Genomic DNA, 13479 nt, shown 5'->3' with positions numbered 1-13479 from the left:
GGAGAGAACGCCCCTTATGCGGCGTCGGCGAGGGTCTCGATGTGGGTGGGCGTCACCCGCAACACGCCGGCGCTGGCGATGTCGTAGAACAGGCCGATGACGTTGACGCGACGGGCCAGCGGGTGAGCTTGCAGCGTCTGCACCTGCACGGCGATGTTGACCATCGACAGCTGATCGACCATGCCGAAGCCTGCCTCTGCCGCTGACTGCGCCACCGGGTGGCGGCCGTCGTCAAACGCCTCGATCGACGGATTGCCATGGGCCAGCCACGATTCCAGATGCTTGTCGCCCGCGTCGGTCTTGCCGAGCATCGCGGTCATGGCACCGCAGCTGGAGTGTCCGCACACCACGATCGAGCTGACCTCGAGCTTGTCGACGGCGAAGGCGATGGCCGCCTCGATCGACGCGTCGGCTTGGCCGGCCGGGATCATGTTGCCGACGTTGCGCACGGTGAACAGATCACCCGGCCCGCTGCTGGTGATGACGTTGGGCACCACCCGCGAATCGGCGCAGGTGAGGAACAGCGTCTCGGGCCGCTGGGCGTGCACCAGCTCCTGCATGTGCGGGCGCAGCACCGGGGCGGTGCGACGGTGGTAGGCGGCCAGGCCGTGCAGGACTGAGGACACCTCCTCGCGCTGCCACGAGCTCCACGGCACCACGCCGGAACGCTTGTCGAACGGCGTGAAGCCGCGCATCGGCGGCCCGGCCACCGCGCTGGCCATCTCGACGGCGCCGACATCGTGGATGTCGACCGTGCCGCCGGTGGCCACGTGCTGGCGCTGCCACTCTTCGATCGTCTCGTGAGCGGCGTGGTCGATGAAGTCGACCGACAGCTCGACAGTCACCGACGAGCCTGTCGGCACCTTGCCCAGGGCGCTGGTGAGCGTCGGAAGGGACAGGAACGTGCAGGAGCCTTCGATGGCGACGCGCCAGGTGTTCTCGCCGGTGGATTCGGACACGATGTTGGTGCGCACCACCCGCCACACGGTCAGTGCGACCGCCAGCGCCAGACCGATCAGCACACCTTCGAGCAGGTTGAGGAACACCACACCCGCTGCCGTGACGGCGTACACCGCGAGATCACCTGTGCGCCTGGCAGTTTCGATGTGAGCACGCTTGACCAGCTGGCAGCCGATGACGATCAGGAGGCCGGCGAGTGCGGCGGTCGGGATCATCTGGGCCAAACCGGCGAACGGCACCGCGAAGATCAGGATCCAGACGCCGTGCAGGATGGCCGAGGCGCGGGTGCGGGCGCCGGCGGCGACGTTGGTCGAGCTGCGCACGATCACGCCGGTGACGGGCAGGCCGCCGATGGCGCCCGAGACCATGTTGGCCGTGCCTTGGCCGATCATCTCGCGGTCGAAGTTGGTGCGCGGTCCGGTGTGCATGCGATCGACCGACACGGCCGACAGCAGACTCTCGACGCTGGCGATCAACGCGATGGTGAGGACGCCTGCGGCGAACGCGCCCCAGTTGCCGTCGGGCAGGCTGGGCAGGGCCAGCGCGTCCAGCAGGGAGCCGTTGATCTGGATGCGGGTGACGTCACCGAACGTCGGCAGCAACGACAGTGCGGTGACGCCGACGATGGCCACCAGCGGACCGGGAACCTTCTTGATCGGGGCAGGCACCCAGCGCCACCCCACCAGAATCGCGATCACCAGTGCGCCCAGGATGACGCCGTGGCCGTGGGCGTTCATCAGCTGACCTGGCAGTTCGGTGACATTGGCCCAGGCGGAGCTGTTGGAGCTGCCGCCGAGCAGCACGTGGATCTGCTGCAGGGCGATGGTGATGCCGATGCCGGCCAGCATCGCGTGCACCACGACGGGGGAGATGGCCAGTGCGGCGCGTGCCACCCGGCTCAGTCCGAAGAGGATCTGGAGCACGCCGGCGCACAGGGTGATGGCGCAGGTGACGGCCCAGCCGAACTGCGAGATGAGCCCGGCGACCACCACGGTGAGGCCGGCCGCGGGGCCGCTGACCTGCAGCGGGGACCCGCCGAGGGCGCCGGCGAGGATGCCGCCGACGATCGCGGCGATGATCCCGGCGAGTACCGGGGCGCCGGAGGCCACAGCGATGCCCAGGGACAACGGCAGGGCGACCAGGAACACCACCAGCGAGGCGGGTAGGTCGTATCGCAGAACGGCCCGGGCCCGTTCTGCGAAATCAGTCGTTTGCTGCATTGCACTCCTCCGTGTGGAGATGGTCATGCGCGGACCCGCCGCGTTGCAGGTCCGCGCAAAGTTATTGACGCCGTTGTCGGTGAACAACTTCGAAAGGTGTTGGAGCACAGCGCGACACAAGCCGGCGGAGTTCAGATGTAGCTCGGCAACACCCAATTGCTATGGGCGAGAGTATTTATCGCTGTAAGCAGGCGCAAGGCAGTTTGTGCCATGCATAGAGAACCCAAATGTTTCATTGGTGTGTCATTCGGTGAATATGACTGGTGTGCAGGGAAAACCGTTTGTCGCATGAGGGGGTGCGGCACCGATTGTTCACCAAATTGTTTCGAAAAGATATGTATTGCACCGAATCTCGGCTGGATCACGATTTCATATGAAGGTGATGTGAGTCATAGGGGTCGGTGGGTGAACGGCATTCCCTTAGAACTCCATATGAACTCCGTGACAACGGTCTGTGTACTCCGCACAATGGAAACATGACGACGATGTCCGTTTCCCCCCGTGCCCAGCAACCGCGCCAGGCCATCCTCGGACAGTTGCCGAAGATCCATCGCGCCGACGGATCTGCGATTCGCGTACTGCTGGTCGACGATGAGCCGGCGCTGACCAACCTGGTCAAGATGGCCCTGCACTACGAGGGCTGGGAGGTCGACGTGGCCCACAACGGCCATGATGCCGTAGCCAAGTTCGACGAGATCGAACCTGACGTCGTGGTCCTCGACATCATGTTGCCCGATATCGACGGGTTGCAGATTCTGCAGCGGGTCCGTGAGGCCGACGGCTACACGCCCACGCTGTTCCTGACCGCCAGGGATTCGGTGCTTGACCGGGTATCCGGCCTCACCGCGGGCGCCGACGACTACATGACCAAACCGTTCAGCCTCGAGGAGCTGGTCGCCCGGCTGCGCGGGTTGCTGCGCCGCTCCAGCCACACCACACCGCCTGCCGACGAGACCCTCAAGGTCGGTGACATGGTGCTCGACGGGGCCAGCCGAGAGGTCACCCGGGGCGGTGAGCCGATCAACCTCACCGTGACGGAGTTCGAGCTGCTGCGCTACCTGATGCGGAATCCGCGCCGTGCGCTGAGCCGTGCCGAGATCCTCGACCGGGTGTGGAACTACGGGTTCGGCGGAAAGTCCAGCATCGTCGACCTCTACATCTCCTACCTGCGCAAAAAGGTCGATACCGACCGCGAACCGATGATCCACACCGTGCGTGGCGTCGGCTACATGCTGCGCCCGGCCTCGTGACCCACTGATGCCGCCCAGGCGTTGGGGGCCGCGCTCACTGCGCCGGCAATTGGTACTGGGCGTCAGTGCGCTCGTCACCGTGGTGCTGTTCGCCGTCGGCGCGTTGTCCGTGTACAGCTTGCACACCTATGTGACGACGATGAGCGACACCGAGGTGTCGCGGTCGTTGGCAGCGTTCAGCCATTCCCTTGAGAAATGGCGGGAGAGCCGTACCGATCACGAGCTCGCGTCAGACACCGAGGCGCTCACTGCGTTCGTCGGACAGGCTCCGGGCAACCTGATCGCGGTGCTGCACGACGGCGAGGTGATCCAGTCGGCGGTGTTCTCCGACGGTGAGCCGCACCCCGCGCCGGCAGCGGTGACCGCCGCACTCGACCAGTACGACTGGACCGACGAGCAGCCGCGCACGGTGAAGCTTCCGGTGTTGGGCTCCTACCGATTGGCCAGTCAGCCTGCAGGGAACGGCGACATGCTGGTCTCCGGGGTGTCGCTGGACAGCGCCAACATGGTGATCGCCCGCAAGACGGTGACCGTCGGGGTGATGATCGTCATCGCCCTGATCGTCACCGCGTTGGGCACGGTCGCGGTGGTGCGCTATGCACTGCGGCCGTTGAGCCGGGTGGCTGCCACTGCGGCCAAGGTGGCGAAACTGCCGTTGGACGGTGGCGATCACCGCATCACGACACGGGTGCGGGACAAGGACACCGATCCGGACACCGAGGTCGGCCTGGTGGGGGACACGCTCAACCAGCTGCTGGCCAATGTCGACAGCGCGCTGGCCGCGCTGGCCGAGTCCGACCGGCGCACCCGGCAGTTCCTCACCGATGCCAGCCACGAGCTGCGCACGCCACTCGCGGCGATCCAGGGCTATGCCGAGCTCACCCGGCAGGACAGCGCGAACCTACCGCCGACCACCGAATACGCCCTGGCCCGCATCGAGGCCGAGGCGCGACGGATGACCGGGCTGGTCAGCGACCTGCTGCTGTTGTCGCGGTTGAGTGAAGGACAGGAATTGGAGACCGACGACATCGACCTGAGCGATCTGGTGGTGGACGCGATCAACGACGTGGCGGTGGGCGCACCCGAGCATCACTGGGTGGCCGAGCTGCCCGACGATCCGCTCTGGGTGCGCGGGGACCTCGCCCGGCTGCACCAGGTGATCAGCAATCTGTTGACGAATGCCCGGATACACACGCCGCCTGGTGTGACGGTCGCCATCGCGTTGACCGAGGCCGGAGAATTCGCAGAATTGACGGTCACCGATGACGGCCCCGGAATTGATGCCGAATTGTTGCCGAATCTATTTGGCCGGTTTGTCAGGGCGGATAAATCGCGGTCGCGGGAATTGGGTAGCACCGGGTTGGGGCTGGCTATCGTGGCCTCGATCGTCGAGGCGCACCAGGGGACCGTCGCGGTCGCCTCAAAGCCTGGTCGCACGGTGTTTACTGTGCGGATCCCCCTCGCTACCGACGTCGCCCCGGAGACGGTCGCCGCCCATGCGAAAAATATGAATCGGGCCTGAATATTCTTTGACGGCCGAGCTGTATGCGGTAATTCGTATGTGTTCAATATGAGTTGATGGACCCTGGTGAAATGGCTCTTTAGGCTGGAACTACCTCAGCAAGAGAAAGGCCAGGTAATTCAATGGTGAACATCTGGAAAACTGTTGCCATCGCCTCCGTGGGAGCCGGTCTGGCATTGGGCGCGCTGGCAGCCCCGGCCGCCGCGGCGCCCGGCGGCACAGGGTCGGCGCAGCAGACGATCAAGCAACTGGAGGACGAGGGCTACCGCGTCATCCTGTCCCGCGTCGGCAGCGGGTCGATCAATGACTGCAACGTCAAGGCGGTCCGTCCCGGCCGCGACATCACCGAACTCAAGGCCGCGCCGCGGGGCAACACCGAGGAGCGTGTCCGCTACACCACGGTCTACGTCGACCTCGCCTGCGGTCAGGACAAGTAGCCCCCAGCCCCGGAGCGGTGGACCGTTCTATCGCCCCGGGTTAGGGTGGCGGCGTGCTGAGCAGAGTGGTGATTGGCCTGGTGAGCGCCGCGGGAGCGGCAGTGATGAGCGTGCCCGGTGCCGCACTCGCGGAGCCCGATCCCGCGCCTGCCGCCCCCAACGTCAACGCGTACGCACCGGTCAAGACCTCCGAATACGCGGTGATGGACAAGACCTGGTACGCGTTCAGCGTCCCTGAGGGCATCACCTGCGTGATTCAGCGCAACGGCAGCTACGGCTGCAGCGGACCGATCCCCGCCGCGCCCAACGGGGCCAACCTGGTCAGCGGCGGGCCGGGAGTACCCGGGTTCGCCAGTTCGCCGGCCCCCGTCTTCGCCGTCGTCGAGAACCCCAAGCCGTTGCCGCCCAATTCGCGGCTCAGCTATCAGACGGTGAGCTGCGGCACCGACGGGGTGACCACCTCATGCATCGACGGGCGCAATCAGGCGGGCTTCGTGATCAGCCCGGCGGGCAGCTTCGTCATCGGTGAGCAGGAGTCGGACTTCAAGCCCACCTTCCAGATCGGCTGAGGCTCAGCCGATTCCTTCGAGCGTTTCCATGTCGCTGGTGCCGATCTTCGCGATCACTTCCGGTGACCGTCGGCTCAGAATCCAGTACCAGGCCAGTGCGGCGGCAACGGTCGCCAGGAACAACCACGGGATCACGTTGAGCGGGTAGGCCGGCACCGGATACACGTTGGCGTAGAACACATATGCCATTGATCCGATGGCCAGCGCGGCGGCCGGCCAGACCAGCGGAACACGGACCTTGATGCTGCGCAGGAACACCACGGCTGCGATCGCAGCTGCGGCGTAGGCCACCATGTAACCGTAGGTCCCGTAGGTGTCCACCCAGGTCACGACGTCCATCGCGTCGACGCCTGCCAGGTACAGGACCACCGGCACCGCGATCACCAGGGGGCTGACTGAGATCAGCGCACGGTGCGGGGTCAGGTGCGTCGGGTGGGTCCGGCCGATCGCCGACGGAACCACACCCTCCTTACCCATCACGTACAAGATGCGGCCGATGACGTTCATCGGAGCGACCACCACGGCGAAAAACGATGCGGCGATACCGAAGTTGAGGATCGGATTGAACCAGCCGGGCATGCCGACCAGGGTCGCGAGATCGTTGAGCGGTTGGGCGGATTCGCCGAGGTCGGGTCCCAGCGCGGCCACCTGGGTGTAGGCGGCGAAGACGTACAGCACACCCACGCCTGCGGCGCTCCACATGATGGCCCGCGGCACCGCGCGGTAGGGATCCCTGGCTTCGCGGGCCAGGGCGTCGGCGCTGGAGAATCCGACGAAGCCCAGGATCGCCAACACCATGCCCACCGCGATACCCGACGGTTTGGCGCCGGTCAGGTCGAACTGGTCGGCATCGAAAGCGCGCGCCCCCAGGTGCACCAGGGTGAAGATCAGCAGCAGGATGATGATGGACACCGAAACCAGTTCCAGCACAAGCGAAACCCGCGCCGAGAGCCGGATGCCGCGGATGGTGAACAAGGTGGCCAGCGCACCCAGAACGGCGGCCAGCACGATCTGCGCGGCCACTCCGTGGATCGGAATACCGAGTTGGTTGAGCAGGGTGGCGGTGTAGGCGACTGAGCCGCTCAGTGAACCCGCGGCGATGCCGAAGCATCCTATGATCAGGCTGACGCCGGTCAGGTAGGCGCCGAACGGTCCCAGTGCGGTCGCGGCGTAGCTGTACAGCGAACCCGCGCTCGAACGGCGCTTGGCGAACTGCGAGATGCAGTAGCCCACCGAGAGGATGACGACGGTGGCCAGGGCGAAAGAGACCCAGGTGCCGTTACTGGCGGTGGTGTAGATGGCGGCGGCGGTGAACGCGATGACGGCGCTGGGCGCGATGTTGGCGATGGCCTGCGCGGCCAGTTCGCCGCCGCCCATCACCCCGCGGCGCAGGCCCGCATCCCCGGTCGGGGTCTCGGCCCGGGTCTGAAGATCTTCAGTCACTTGGGATCTCGATTCTTCTCAGGCGTTCGGGACGAGGAGTTGGCGCAGTGCGTGGCCGGCGGCCAGATCGTCGAGGGCGTCGGCGGCTTCGGCCAGGGGGCGCCGGGCGGAGATCATCGAGGCCAGGTCGAGGTTGCCCGCCATCACCTCGTCGACCAGCTGCGGGATGTCGTGCTCGGGAACCGCCGAGCCGTAGTTGGAGCCCAGGATCCGTTGATCGGCCTCGGCCAGTGCGAGCGGGTCGAAGCTGGCCCGCTCACCGGCAGGCGGGAGCCCGACGATGACGGCGGCCCCGCCGAGGCCCAGTGCCGCGATGGCCTGCTCGGTGGTGGCGATCTTGCCGATGGCGTCGAAGATGTAGTCGTATCCGTCGGGCAGCACCTCGCGCAGGGCTGCCACGACGTCCTCGACCGCCGAGGCGTCGACAGTGTCGGTGGCACCGAGTTTGCTTGCCAGGTCCAGCTTTTCGGCTACGACGTCGACCGCCACGATGCGTGAGGCGCCGGCCAGCCGGGCGCCCTGGACACAGGCCAGACCCACCCCGCCGCAGCCGATCACCGCGACGGTCGAATCGGGTTGCACGTCGGCGGTATTGCGCACTGCGCCCACTCCGGTGGCGATCGCACAGCCCACGATCGCGATGTCTTCCAGTGGCGCATCGTTGCGGACCTTGATCGCGCCGCTGCGGGGGACCACGACCTGCTCGGCGTAGGAGGACACCCCGAGGTAGTGGTGGATCTGGCCGCGCTCGTTGGACAGCCGGGTGGTTCCGTCGTACAGGGTGCCGCGGGTGGCCACGACCGATGCCACCAGCGCGCACTGGGCCGGGCGGCCGGCCTGGCAGGCGCGGCATTCGCCGCAGCCGGGTACCCAGCTGAGCACCACATGGTCGCCGGGTTCGAGGTCGTCGACGCCGGGGCCGACGGCGGTGACCACGCCGGATCCTTCGTGTCCCAGAACCACCGGCGCCGGGACGTCCCAGGCTCCGGTGGTGACGTGCAGGTCGGAGTGACAGACTCCGGCGGCCGCGATCCGGACCTGCACCTCGCCGGGGCCGGGGGCGGCGAGGTCGACATGTTCGATGCTGATCGTTCCGTTGCCGTCGAGGACGGCGGCCTGGATGCGCGTCGACTCGCTGGTGGGTTCGGTTGCAGGTGCAGACACCGCGTGCCTTTCTGTGCTTTGGGGGCACCGCCTACGTGTAGGGTTCAATGCCATAAAACAATGGCTGTGTTTTACACCACTAAACGAACGGTCGTCAACAGGAAGGGGGAGCCTCAGTGGCGGACGGGGGCCAGACCGGCACGGAGACCGGTATGGGGCGGGCCGGGGCACGGCTGCGTGAGTTCCGCGGTCAGCGCGGATTGAGCCTGACCGAGGTGGCCGCCCGGGCCGAGGTGACCAAGGGCTTCTTGAGCCTGGCCGAGCGGGGGATGACCAACGTGTCGGTCCCGGTGCTGATGCGCATCTGCGATGCCTTGGAGATCGGCATCGGTGATCTGTTCGAGTACCCCTCGGCGCCCGTGGTGCGCAGCGGAGCCGGTGCGCCGCTGGAGATGGGCGGACACGGGGTCAGGGAAGAGTTGCTGACCCCGAAGACCGAACACCATGTGCAGGTGATGCACACCATCATGCGGCCGGGCGGTGGTTCGGGAGGGGCCTACCGGCTCGATGCCGCAACGATTTTCGTCTACGTGCTCAAGGGCGGGCTCAGCATCACCGTCGAGGGCCAGACCACGTTGCTCGACACCGGCGACAGCATGACCTTCGGTGCGACCCAACTGCATGACTGGCACAACCCGACCGACAACGAGGCCGAGGTGCTCTGGACCATCGCCCCGCCGGTCGGGGCCGAGGACTTCCGCGCAGCGGTGCGCGGCGTCGAGCCTGGTTCCGCGAAAGTGACGTAGAGGTCGAAGGCAAGCGACCGAGAGCGACCACGGCGTCCCTCTCGGCGCAGAACATCAGAACCCGGACCCGTGCACCTCGTGGCCGGGCTTCTCGATCATCAAGCCGTAGTAGGCGTCCTCGACCTTCGCGCCGTGGTTGATCACCGCGTCGACCTCGCGGGCGATCGGCATGTTGAGCCCGTATTTGTCGGCGAACTCCATGATCACGCTGGCGGCCTTGACGCCCTCGGCGACCTGATTCATCGACGCGATGATCTCGTCGACGGTCTTGCCCGCGCCCAGCTGCTCGCCGACGTGGCGGTTGCGGCTGCGCTGGCTGGTACAGGTGACGATGAGGTCTCCCATGCCGGCCAGGCCGGCGAAGGTGTCGCGGTGCCCGCCCATCGCCTCGCCGAGTTTGGACATCTCGCGCACCGCGCGGGCCATCACCATGGCGCGGGTGTTCTCGCCGATGCCCAGTGAATAGCCCATGCCGACGGCGATGGCGTAGACGTTCTTGAGCGCCCCGGCCATCTCCACGCCCACGACGTCGTCGGTGGTGTACGTGCGAAACCGCTTGGTGCGGAACAACTGCGCCAGGTTGGCGGCCAGGTGCTGATCGGGCATGGCCAGCACGGCGGCGGCGGCGTAGCCTTCGGCGACCTCGCGGGCGATGTTCGGCCCGGCAAGGATCCCGGCCGGATGTCCGGGCAACACCTCGTCGACGATCTCGCTCATCCGTTTGTTGGTGCCCTGCTCCAAACCTTTGACCAGGGAGACCACCGGCACCCAAGGGCGCAGTTCACGGGCCAGTTCGGTGAGTACCCCGCGGAAGCCGTGCGACGGCACGCCCATCACGATCACGTCGGCACAGTTGGCCGCTTCATTGAAATCGTTGGTGGCCTTGAGGCTTTCGGGCAGCGCCACCTCGTCGCCCAGATACCGCGAGTTGCGATGGTTGTCGTTGATGTCCTTGGCGGTGTCCTCCGAGCGCACCCACTGCAGGGTTGGTCCGCGCCGTGCGCAGATGGAGGCGACGGTGGTGCCCCAGGATCCTCCGCCGAGGACGACGACGTTGGGTTCGCGTTGCGCAGGTGCCATGGCGATCAGCGTATTGCCGAGACGCGGTAGCTGAGCGCAAGTTGCCGAACTGGGTCAGCCGGTGCCGGCGCGACGACGACTCAGTGCGCCGACGGCCGCGGCGGCCAGGCAGGCCACCGACACCGCGGCGGCGAACCACGGGAAGACCGTGGCCAGGTCCCAGCGGGTGGCGGCCCAGCCGGCCAGCAGCGTCGGGACGGCCATCGCGGTGTAGGCCAGCAGGTAGAACGCGGACATGGTTTCGCCGCGCTGGTCGGCAGGCACCACGTGGGACAGGTGCCGCAGCGATCCGCCGAACCCGAGCCCGAACGTCGCGCCGAGCATTGCTGCCGCGACGAACACCAGGGGCCAGGAGTGGGTGACCAACACCGGAACCGTCAGGGCCAGGGTGATCGCCATGCCCACGTCGCCGATGATCGCGGCGCGATGGGCCGGGACACGGGTGGCGGCCAGCTGGGCCATCGCCGCGGAGAACGCAGTGATCGCGACGACTCCGCCGCCGAACACCAGGTTCTCGATGTGGGTCTGGTGCGCGGCCAGAGACGGATACAGCGAGAGCAGCACGCCCAGCACCGACCATGACGCCATCGCGCCGAGTGCGGCGAACCAGAAGTCCGACCGGATCTCCTTGGCCACAGCGGGTTTGGAGATCCGGATCGGTCCGGTGGAGCGGGCGGTGTGGGTTTCGCGCAGCGCGAGCACGCCGACGCCGACCAGAACGCAGATCACCGCCACCACGGCGTAGGGGGTGCGTAGCGGGTGTGGCGCGTATTGCGCCAGCACGGCGGATCCGATGATGGCCACGGTCATGCCGATGTTGAATGCGACGCCGCTGAGCTGTCCCGAGCGCACGCCGCGATGTGGCCGCAGGTCCAGCAGCGCGGCGGCGGAGACCACCACGATCGAGCCGACGGCTGCGCCGTGGATGGTGCGGGCCAGGAGGAGCAGGGCCATGTTGTCGGCCACCAGGAAGACGCCGAGTCCGACGATCATCGCGATGAGGGCGGCCACGAGCACCGGCTTGCGGCCGATCACATCGGAGATGCGGCCGGACACGAGCACTGCGGCCAGGGCGGCCAGCGCGTACACCGCGAAGACGATGGTGGTGGCCAGCGGGGTGAGATGCCAGGCGGTTTCGTAGATGCCGTACAGCGGGGCGGGGAGGCCCGAGACTCCCAGCGCCACCCCGCTGAAGATGAGCAGCAGTGGATAGGCCCAGCGTTGGCCGTGCTCGACTTCGCGCCCGAGGGCGTTCTCCGCCGAAATCTGCGCCATCGCCACTCCCCGTCCGGTAGGTTCGATGCTCATCGAACCTGGCCGAGCCTACGCTGGGTTTGACGTTCATCAAACTTGTTTCTGGCGGGGGACACGCATGGCAGATGCTCCGACGGTCGAGGCGCCGTGTCCGGTGGGCACGTTGCCTCAATTGCTGGCTGCTCTGCAGGACCCTGTGCGGCTCGAGATGGTGCGTCGGCTATACGACGCCGGTGAGCCGGTGAAATGTGCGGGGCTCTATGACGGCATCAACAAGTCGACGGCCACCCACCACTTCAACATCCTGCGCGACACCGGCCTCACCGAGCGGGTGATCAGTGAGGGTCACGTCTATCAGCGGTTGCGCGCGCATGATGTGGACGCCGCCATGCCCGGTCTGCTGTCTGCGATCGTGGCGCAGGCGAACCGGGAAGCCGGTACGGCCGAGATGTTGCGAAACCCGACTGACATCGCCCGTAGTCAGTAGACTTCGGCGCGGGCGGTGAGCCAGGCGGCGGGACGCCCATCGTCGGCAAAAATCCGACAGCATTTCCACCCTTTCGACACGATCGGCAAAGTTAACGGCCATACCGGACACTGATTCCGCAGCGAGTTCGTTTGTGCGGCGCGAATCCTCGGTCGGTCAGAGCGCGGCACTTGCGTCGGCGTCAATGCCGATCGCCCTCGCAATGGCCTGAATGCACTGTATTTACACGTGATACAGGAAGTGACAAGGCATCGTCCGCACGTTCGAGTGGTGGTGGCTGCGTGACGTCGGCGGCGGGTGGTTTGCCGGAAATTGATGAGCCCATCTCGCTAAGTGAATGATAATTCGGCAAAACGTTGACGGGGATCGAGTCTCGACGTTACGGTGCCATCCAATGCGAGTTATTCGGCCGAGAGCGGCCGTACCTCGGTTTGGGGAGGGTTGATCTTTGCTGGTTCTGCTGCTTAATGAGAGAGGATGACGGCGCCGCCTGAGAGCGTGACCGATGGGGTCGAACCGGAGCGGGGAATCGACGCCATCGAGAATTGGGCCACCGGTTATGCCCGGCGTCATCCGCTGGCGTCGCTCGCCACGGTCGGGGACCAGTTCGTGCTCGGCGTCCGCACCGTCCAGATCCTGTTCCTCGACCTTGTGACGGGCCGCTTCCAGTGGCAGGAGTTCATCCGGCAGGGCGCGTTCATGGCCGGCACCGCCGTGCTGCCCACCGTGCTGGTGGCCTTGCCGATCGGCGTCACCCTCTCGATCCAGTTCGCGCTGTTGGCCGGACAGGTCGGCGCGACGTCACTGGCCGGCGCGGCCAGTGGCCTGGCGGTGATCCGGCAGGCCGCGTCACTGGTCGCTGCGGTCCTCATGGCGGCTGCGGTGGGTTCGGCGATCACCGCCGATCTGGGCTCGCGGACCATGCGTGAGGAAACCGACGCCATGGAGGTCATGGGTGTCTCGGTGATTCAGCGGTTGGTCGTGCCGCGCTTCGTCGCCGCCATCATGATCGGCGTGGCGCTGACCGGGGTGGTGTGCTTCGTCGGCTTCCTGGCCAGCTTCCTGTTCAACGTCTATTTCCAGAACGGCGCCCCCGGCAGCTTCGTGGCAACCTTCGCCTCGTTCGCCACCACCGGCGACATGATCGTGGCTCTGGTGAAGGCGGTGATCTTCGGCGCCATCGTCGCGGTGGTGTCGTGTCAGAAGGGATTGTCGACCAAAGGTGGGCCCACCGGTGTGGCGAACTCTGTGAATGCGGCGGTAGTGGAATCGATTCTGTTGCTGATGGTGGTCAACGTGGCGATAAGCCAGCTCTACATCATGCTGTTCCCCCGGGTCGGGCTGTGA

The 13479-nt window shown here is 66.4% G+C and carries 12 protein-coding genes; 7 read left to right on the top strand and 5 right to left on the bottom strand.

Translation table 11 applies throughout. The features are described 5' to 3' along the window. Positions 1-14: 14 nt before the first annotated feature. A complete protein-coding gene (locus AC4ELS_RS12555) occupies positions 15-2180 on the bottom strand; it encodes a SulP family inorganic anion transporter (protein WP_064886843.1) in 2166 nt (721 codons plus the stop codon). A 476-nt stretch (positions 2181-2656) separates the two neighbouring features. On the opposite strand from AC4ELS_RS12555, the gene AC4ELS_RS12550 reads away from it, so the two are divergent. The 4 genes from AC4ELS_RS12550 (at position 2657) to AC4ELS_RS12535 (ending at position 5958) form a co-directional block, all read left to right on the top strand. Continuing rightward, complete coding sequence (locus AC4ELS_RS12550) at positions 2657-3430, top strand: response regulator transcription factor (RefSeq protein WP_003883610.1); 774 nt, start codon at positions 2657-2659, stop codon at positions 3428-3430. Between the two features lie 7 nt (positions 3431-3437). Continuing rightward, positions 3438-4952, top strand: a complete 1515-nt coding sequence (locus AC4ELS_RS12545) for a sensor histidine kinase (RefSeq protein ID WP_064886799.1) — start codon at positions 3438-3440, stop codon at positions 4950-4952. 122 nt (positions 4953-5074) lie between these two features. Continuing rightward, complete coding sequence (locus AC4ELS_RS12540; protein WP_064886800.1) at positions 5075-5389, top strand: hypothetical protein; 315 nt, start codon at positions 5075-5077, stop codon at positions 5387-5389. Between the two features lie 53 nt (positions 5390-5442). Beyond that, on the top strand, positions 5443-5958 hold the full coding sequence (locus AC4ELS_RS12535) for a hypothetical protein (RefSeq protein WP_064886801.1): 516 nt from the start codon (positions 5443-5445) through the stop codon (positions 5956-5958). 3 nt (positions 5959-5961) lie between these two features. Here the strand turns inward: AC4ELS_RS12535 and AC4ELS_RS12530 are convergent, their stop codons facing one another. Both AC4ELS_RS12530 and AC4ELS_RS12525 read right to left on the bottom strand, forming a co-directional pair. Continuing rightward, on the bottom strand, positions 5962-7401 hold the full coding sequence (locus AC4ELS_RS12530; protein WP_499047601.1) for an APC family permease: 1440 nt from the start codon (positions 7399-7401) through the stop codon (positions 5962-5964). Between the two features lie 18 nt (positions 7402-7419). Then, the gene (locus AC4ELS_RS12525) at positions 7420-8565 is read right to left on the bottom strand and encodes a zinc-binding dehydrogenase (protein WP_499047600.1); all 1146 of its coding nucleotides are present in this window, start codon (positions 8563-8565) and stop codon (positions 7420-7422) included. Between the two features lie 116 nt (positions 8566-8681). On the opposite strand from AC4ELS_RS12525, the gene AC4ELS_RS12520 reads away from it, so the two are divergent. Further along, on the top strand, positions 8682-9311 hold the full coding sequence (locus AC4ELS_RS12520; protein WP_499047597.1) for a helix-turn-helix domain-containing protein: 630 nt from the start codon (positions 8682-8684) through the stop codon (positions 9309-9311). A 54-nt stretch (positions 9312-9365) separates the two neighbouring features. On the opposite strand, the gene AC4ELS_RS12515 is transcribed toward AC4ELS_RS12520, so the two are convergent. Further along, the gene (locus AC4ELS_RS12515; RefSeq protein ID WP_499047595.1) at positions 9366-10391 is read right to left on the bottom strand and encodes an NAD(P)H-dependent glycerol-3-phosphate dehydrogenase; all 1026 of its coding nucleotides are present in this window, start codon (positions 10389-10391) and stop codon (positions 9366-9368) included. Between the two features lie 54 nt (positions 10392-10445). After that, positions 10446-11666, bottom strand: a complete 1221-nt coding sequence (locus tag AC4ELS_RS12510; RefSeq protein ID WP_499047841.1) for an MFS transporter — start codon at positions 11664-11666, stop codon at positions 10446-10448. Positions 11667-11763: 97 nt separating this feature from the next. Between AC4ELS_RS12510 and AC4ELS_RS12505 the strand changes: the two genes are divergently transcribed. Both AC4ELS_RS12505 and AC4ELS_RS12500 read left to right on the top strand, forming a co-directional pair. Beyond that, on the top strand, positions 11764-12132 hold the full coding sequence (locus tag AC4ELS_RS12505) for an ArsR/SmtB family transcription factor (RefSeq protein ID WP_499047593.1): 369 nt from the start codon (positions 11764-11766) through the stop codon (positions 12130-12132). Between the two features lie 477 nt (positions 12133-12609). Then, on the top strand, positions 12610-13479 hold the full coding sequence (locus tag AC4ELS_RS12500; protein ID WP_064886806.1) for an MlaE family ABC transporter permease: 870 nt from the start codon (positions 12610-12612) through the stop codon (positions 13477-13479).

It is taken from the genome of Mycobacterium shunyiense, from assembly GCF_058270035.1.
This window is presented reverse-complemented; position numbering and strand designations above follow the sequence as displayed.

Excerpts from the sequence above, each read along its gene's own strand:
- AC4ELS_RS12555 (WP_064886843.1), bottom strand. The coding sequence starts at position 2,180 with ATGCAGCAAACGACTGATTTCGCAGAACGGGCCCGGGCCGTTCTGCGA.
- AC4ELS_RS12550 (WP_003883610.1), top strand. The coding sequence starts at position 2,657 with ATGACGACGATGTCCGTTTCCCCCCGTGCCCAGCAACCGCGCCAGGCC.
- AC4ELS_RS12545 (WP_064886799.1), top strand. The coding sequence starts at position 3,438 with ATGCCGCCCAGGCGTTGGGGGCCGCGCTCACTGCGCCGGCAATTGGTA.
- AC4ELS_RS12540 (WP_064886800.1), top strand. The coding sequence starts at position 5,075 with ATGGTGAACATCTGGAAAACTGTTGCCATCGCCTCCGTGGGAGCCGGT.
- AC4ELS_RS12515 (WP_499047595.1), bottom strand. The coding sequence starts at position 10,391 with ATGGCACCTGCGCAACGCGAACCCAACGTCGTCGTCCTCGGCGGAGGA.
- AC4ELS_RS12510 (WP_499047841.1), bottom strand. The coding sequence starts at position 11,666 with ATGGCGCAGATTTCGGCGGAGAACGCCCTCGGGCGCGAAGTCGAGCAC.
- AC4ELS_RS12505 (WP_499047593.1), top strand. The coding sequence starts at position 11,764 with ATGGCAGATGCTCCGACGGTCGAGGCGCCGTGTCCGGTGGGCACGTTG.
- AC4ELS_RS12500 (WP_064886806.1), top strand. The coding sequence starts at position 12,610 with ATGACGGCGCCGCCTGAGAGCGTGACCGATGGGGTCGAACCGGAGCGG.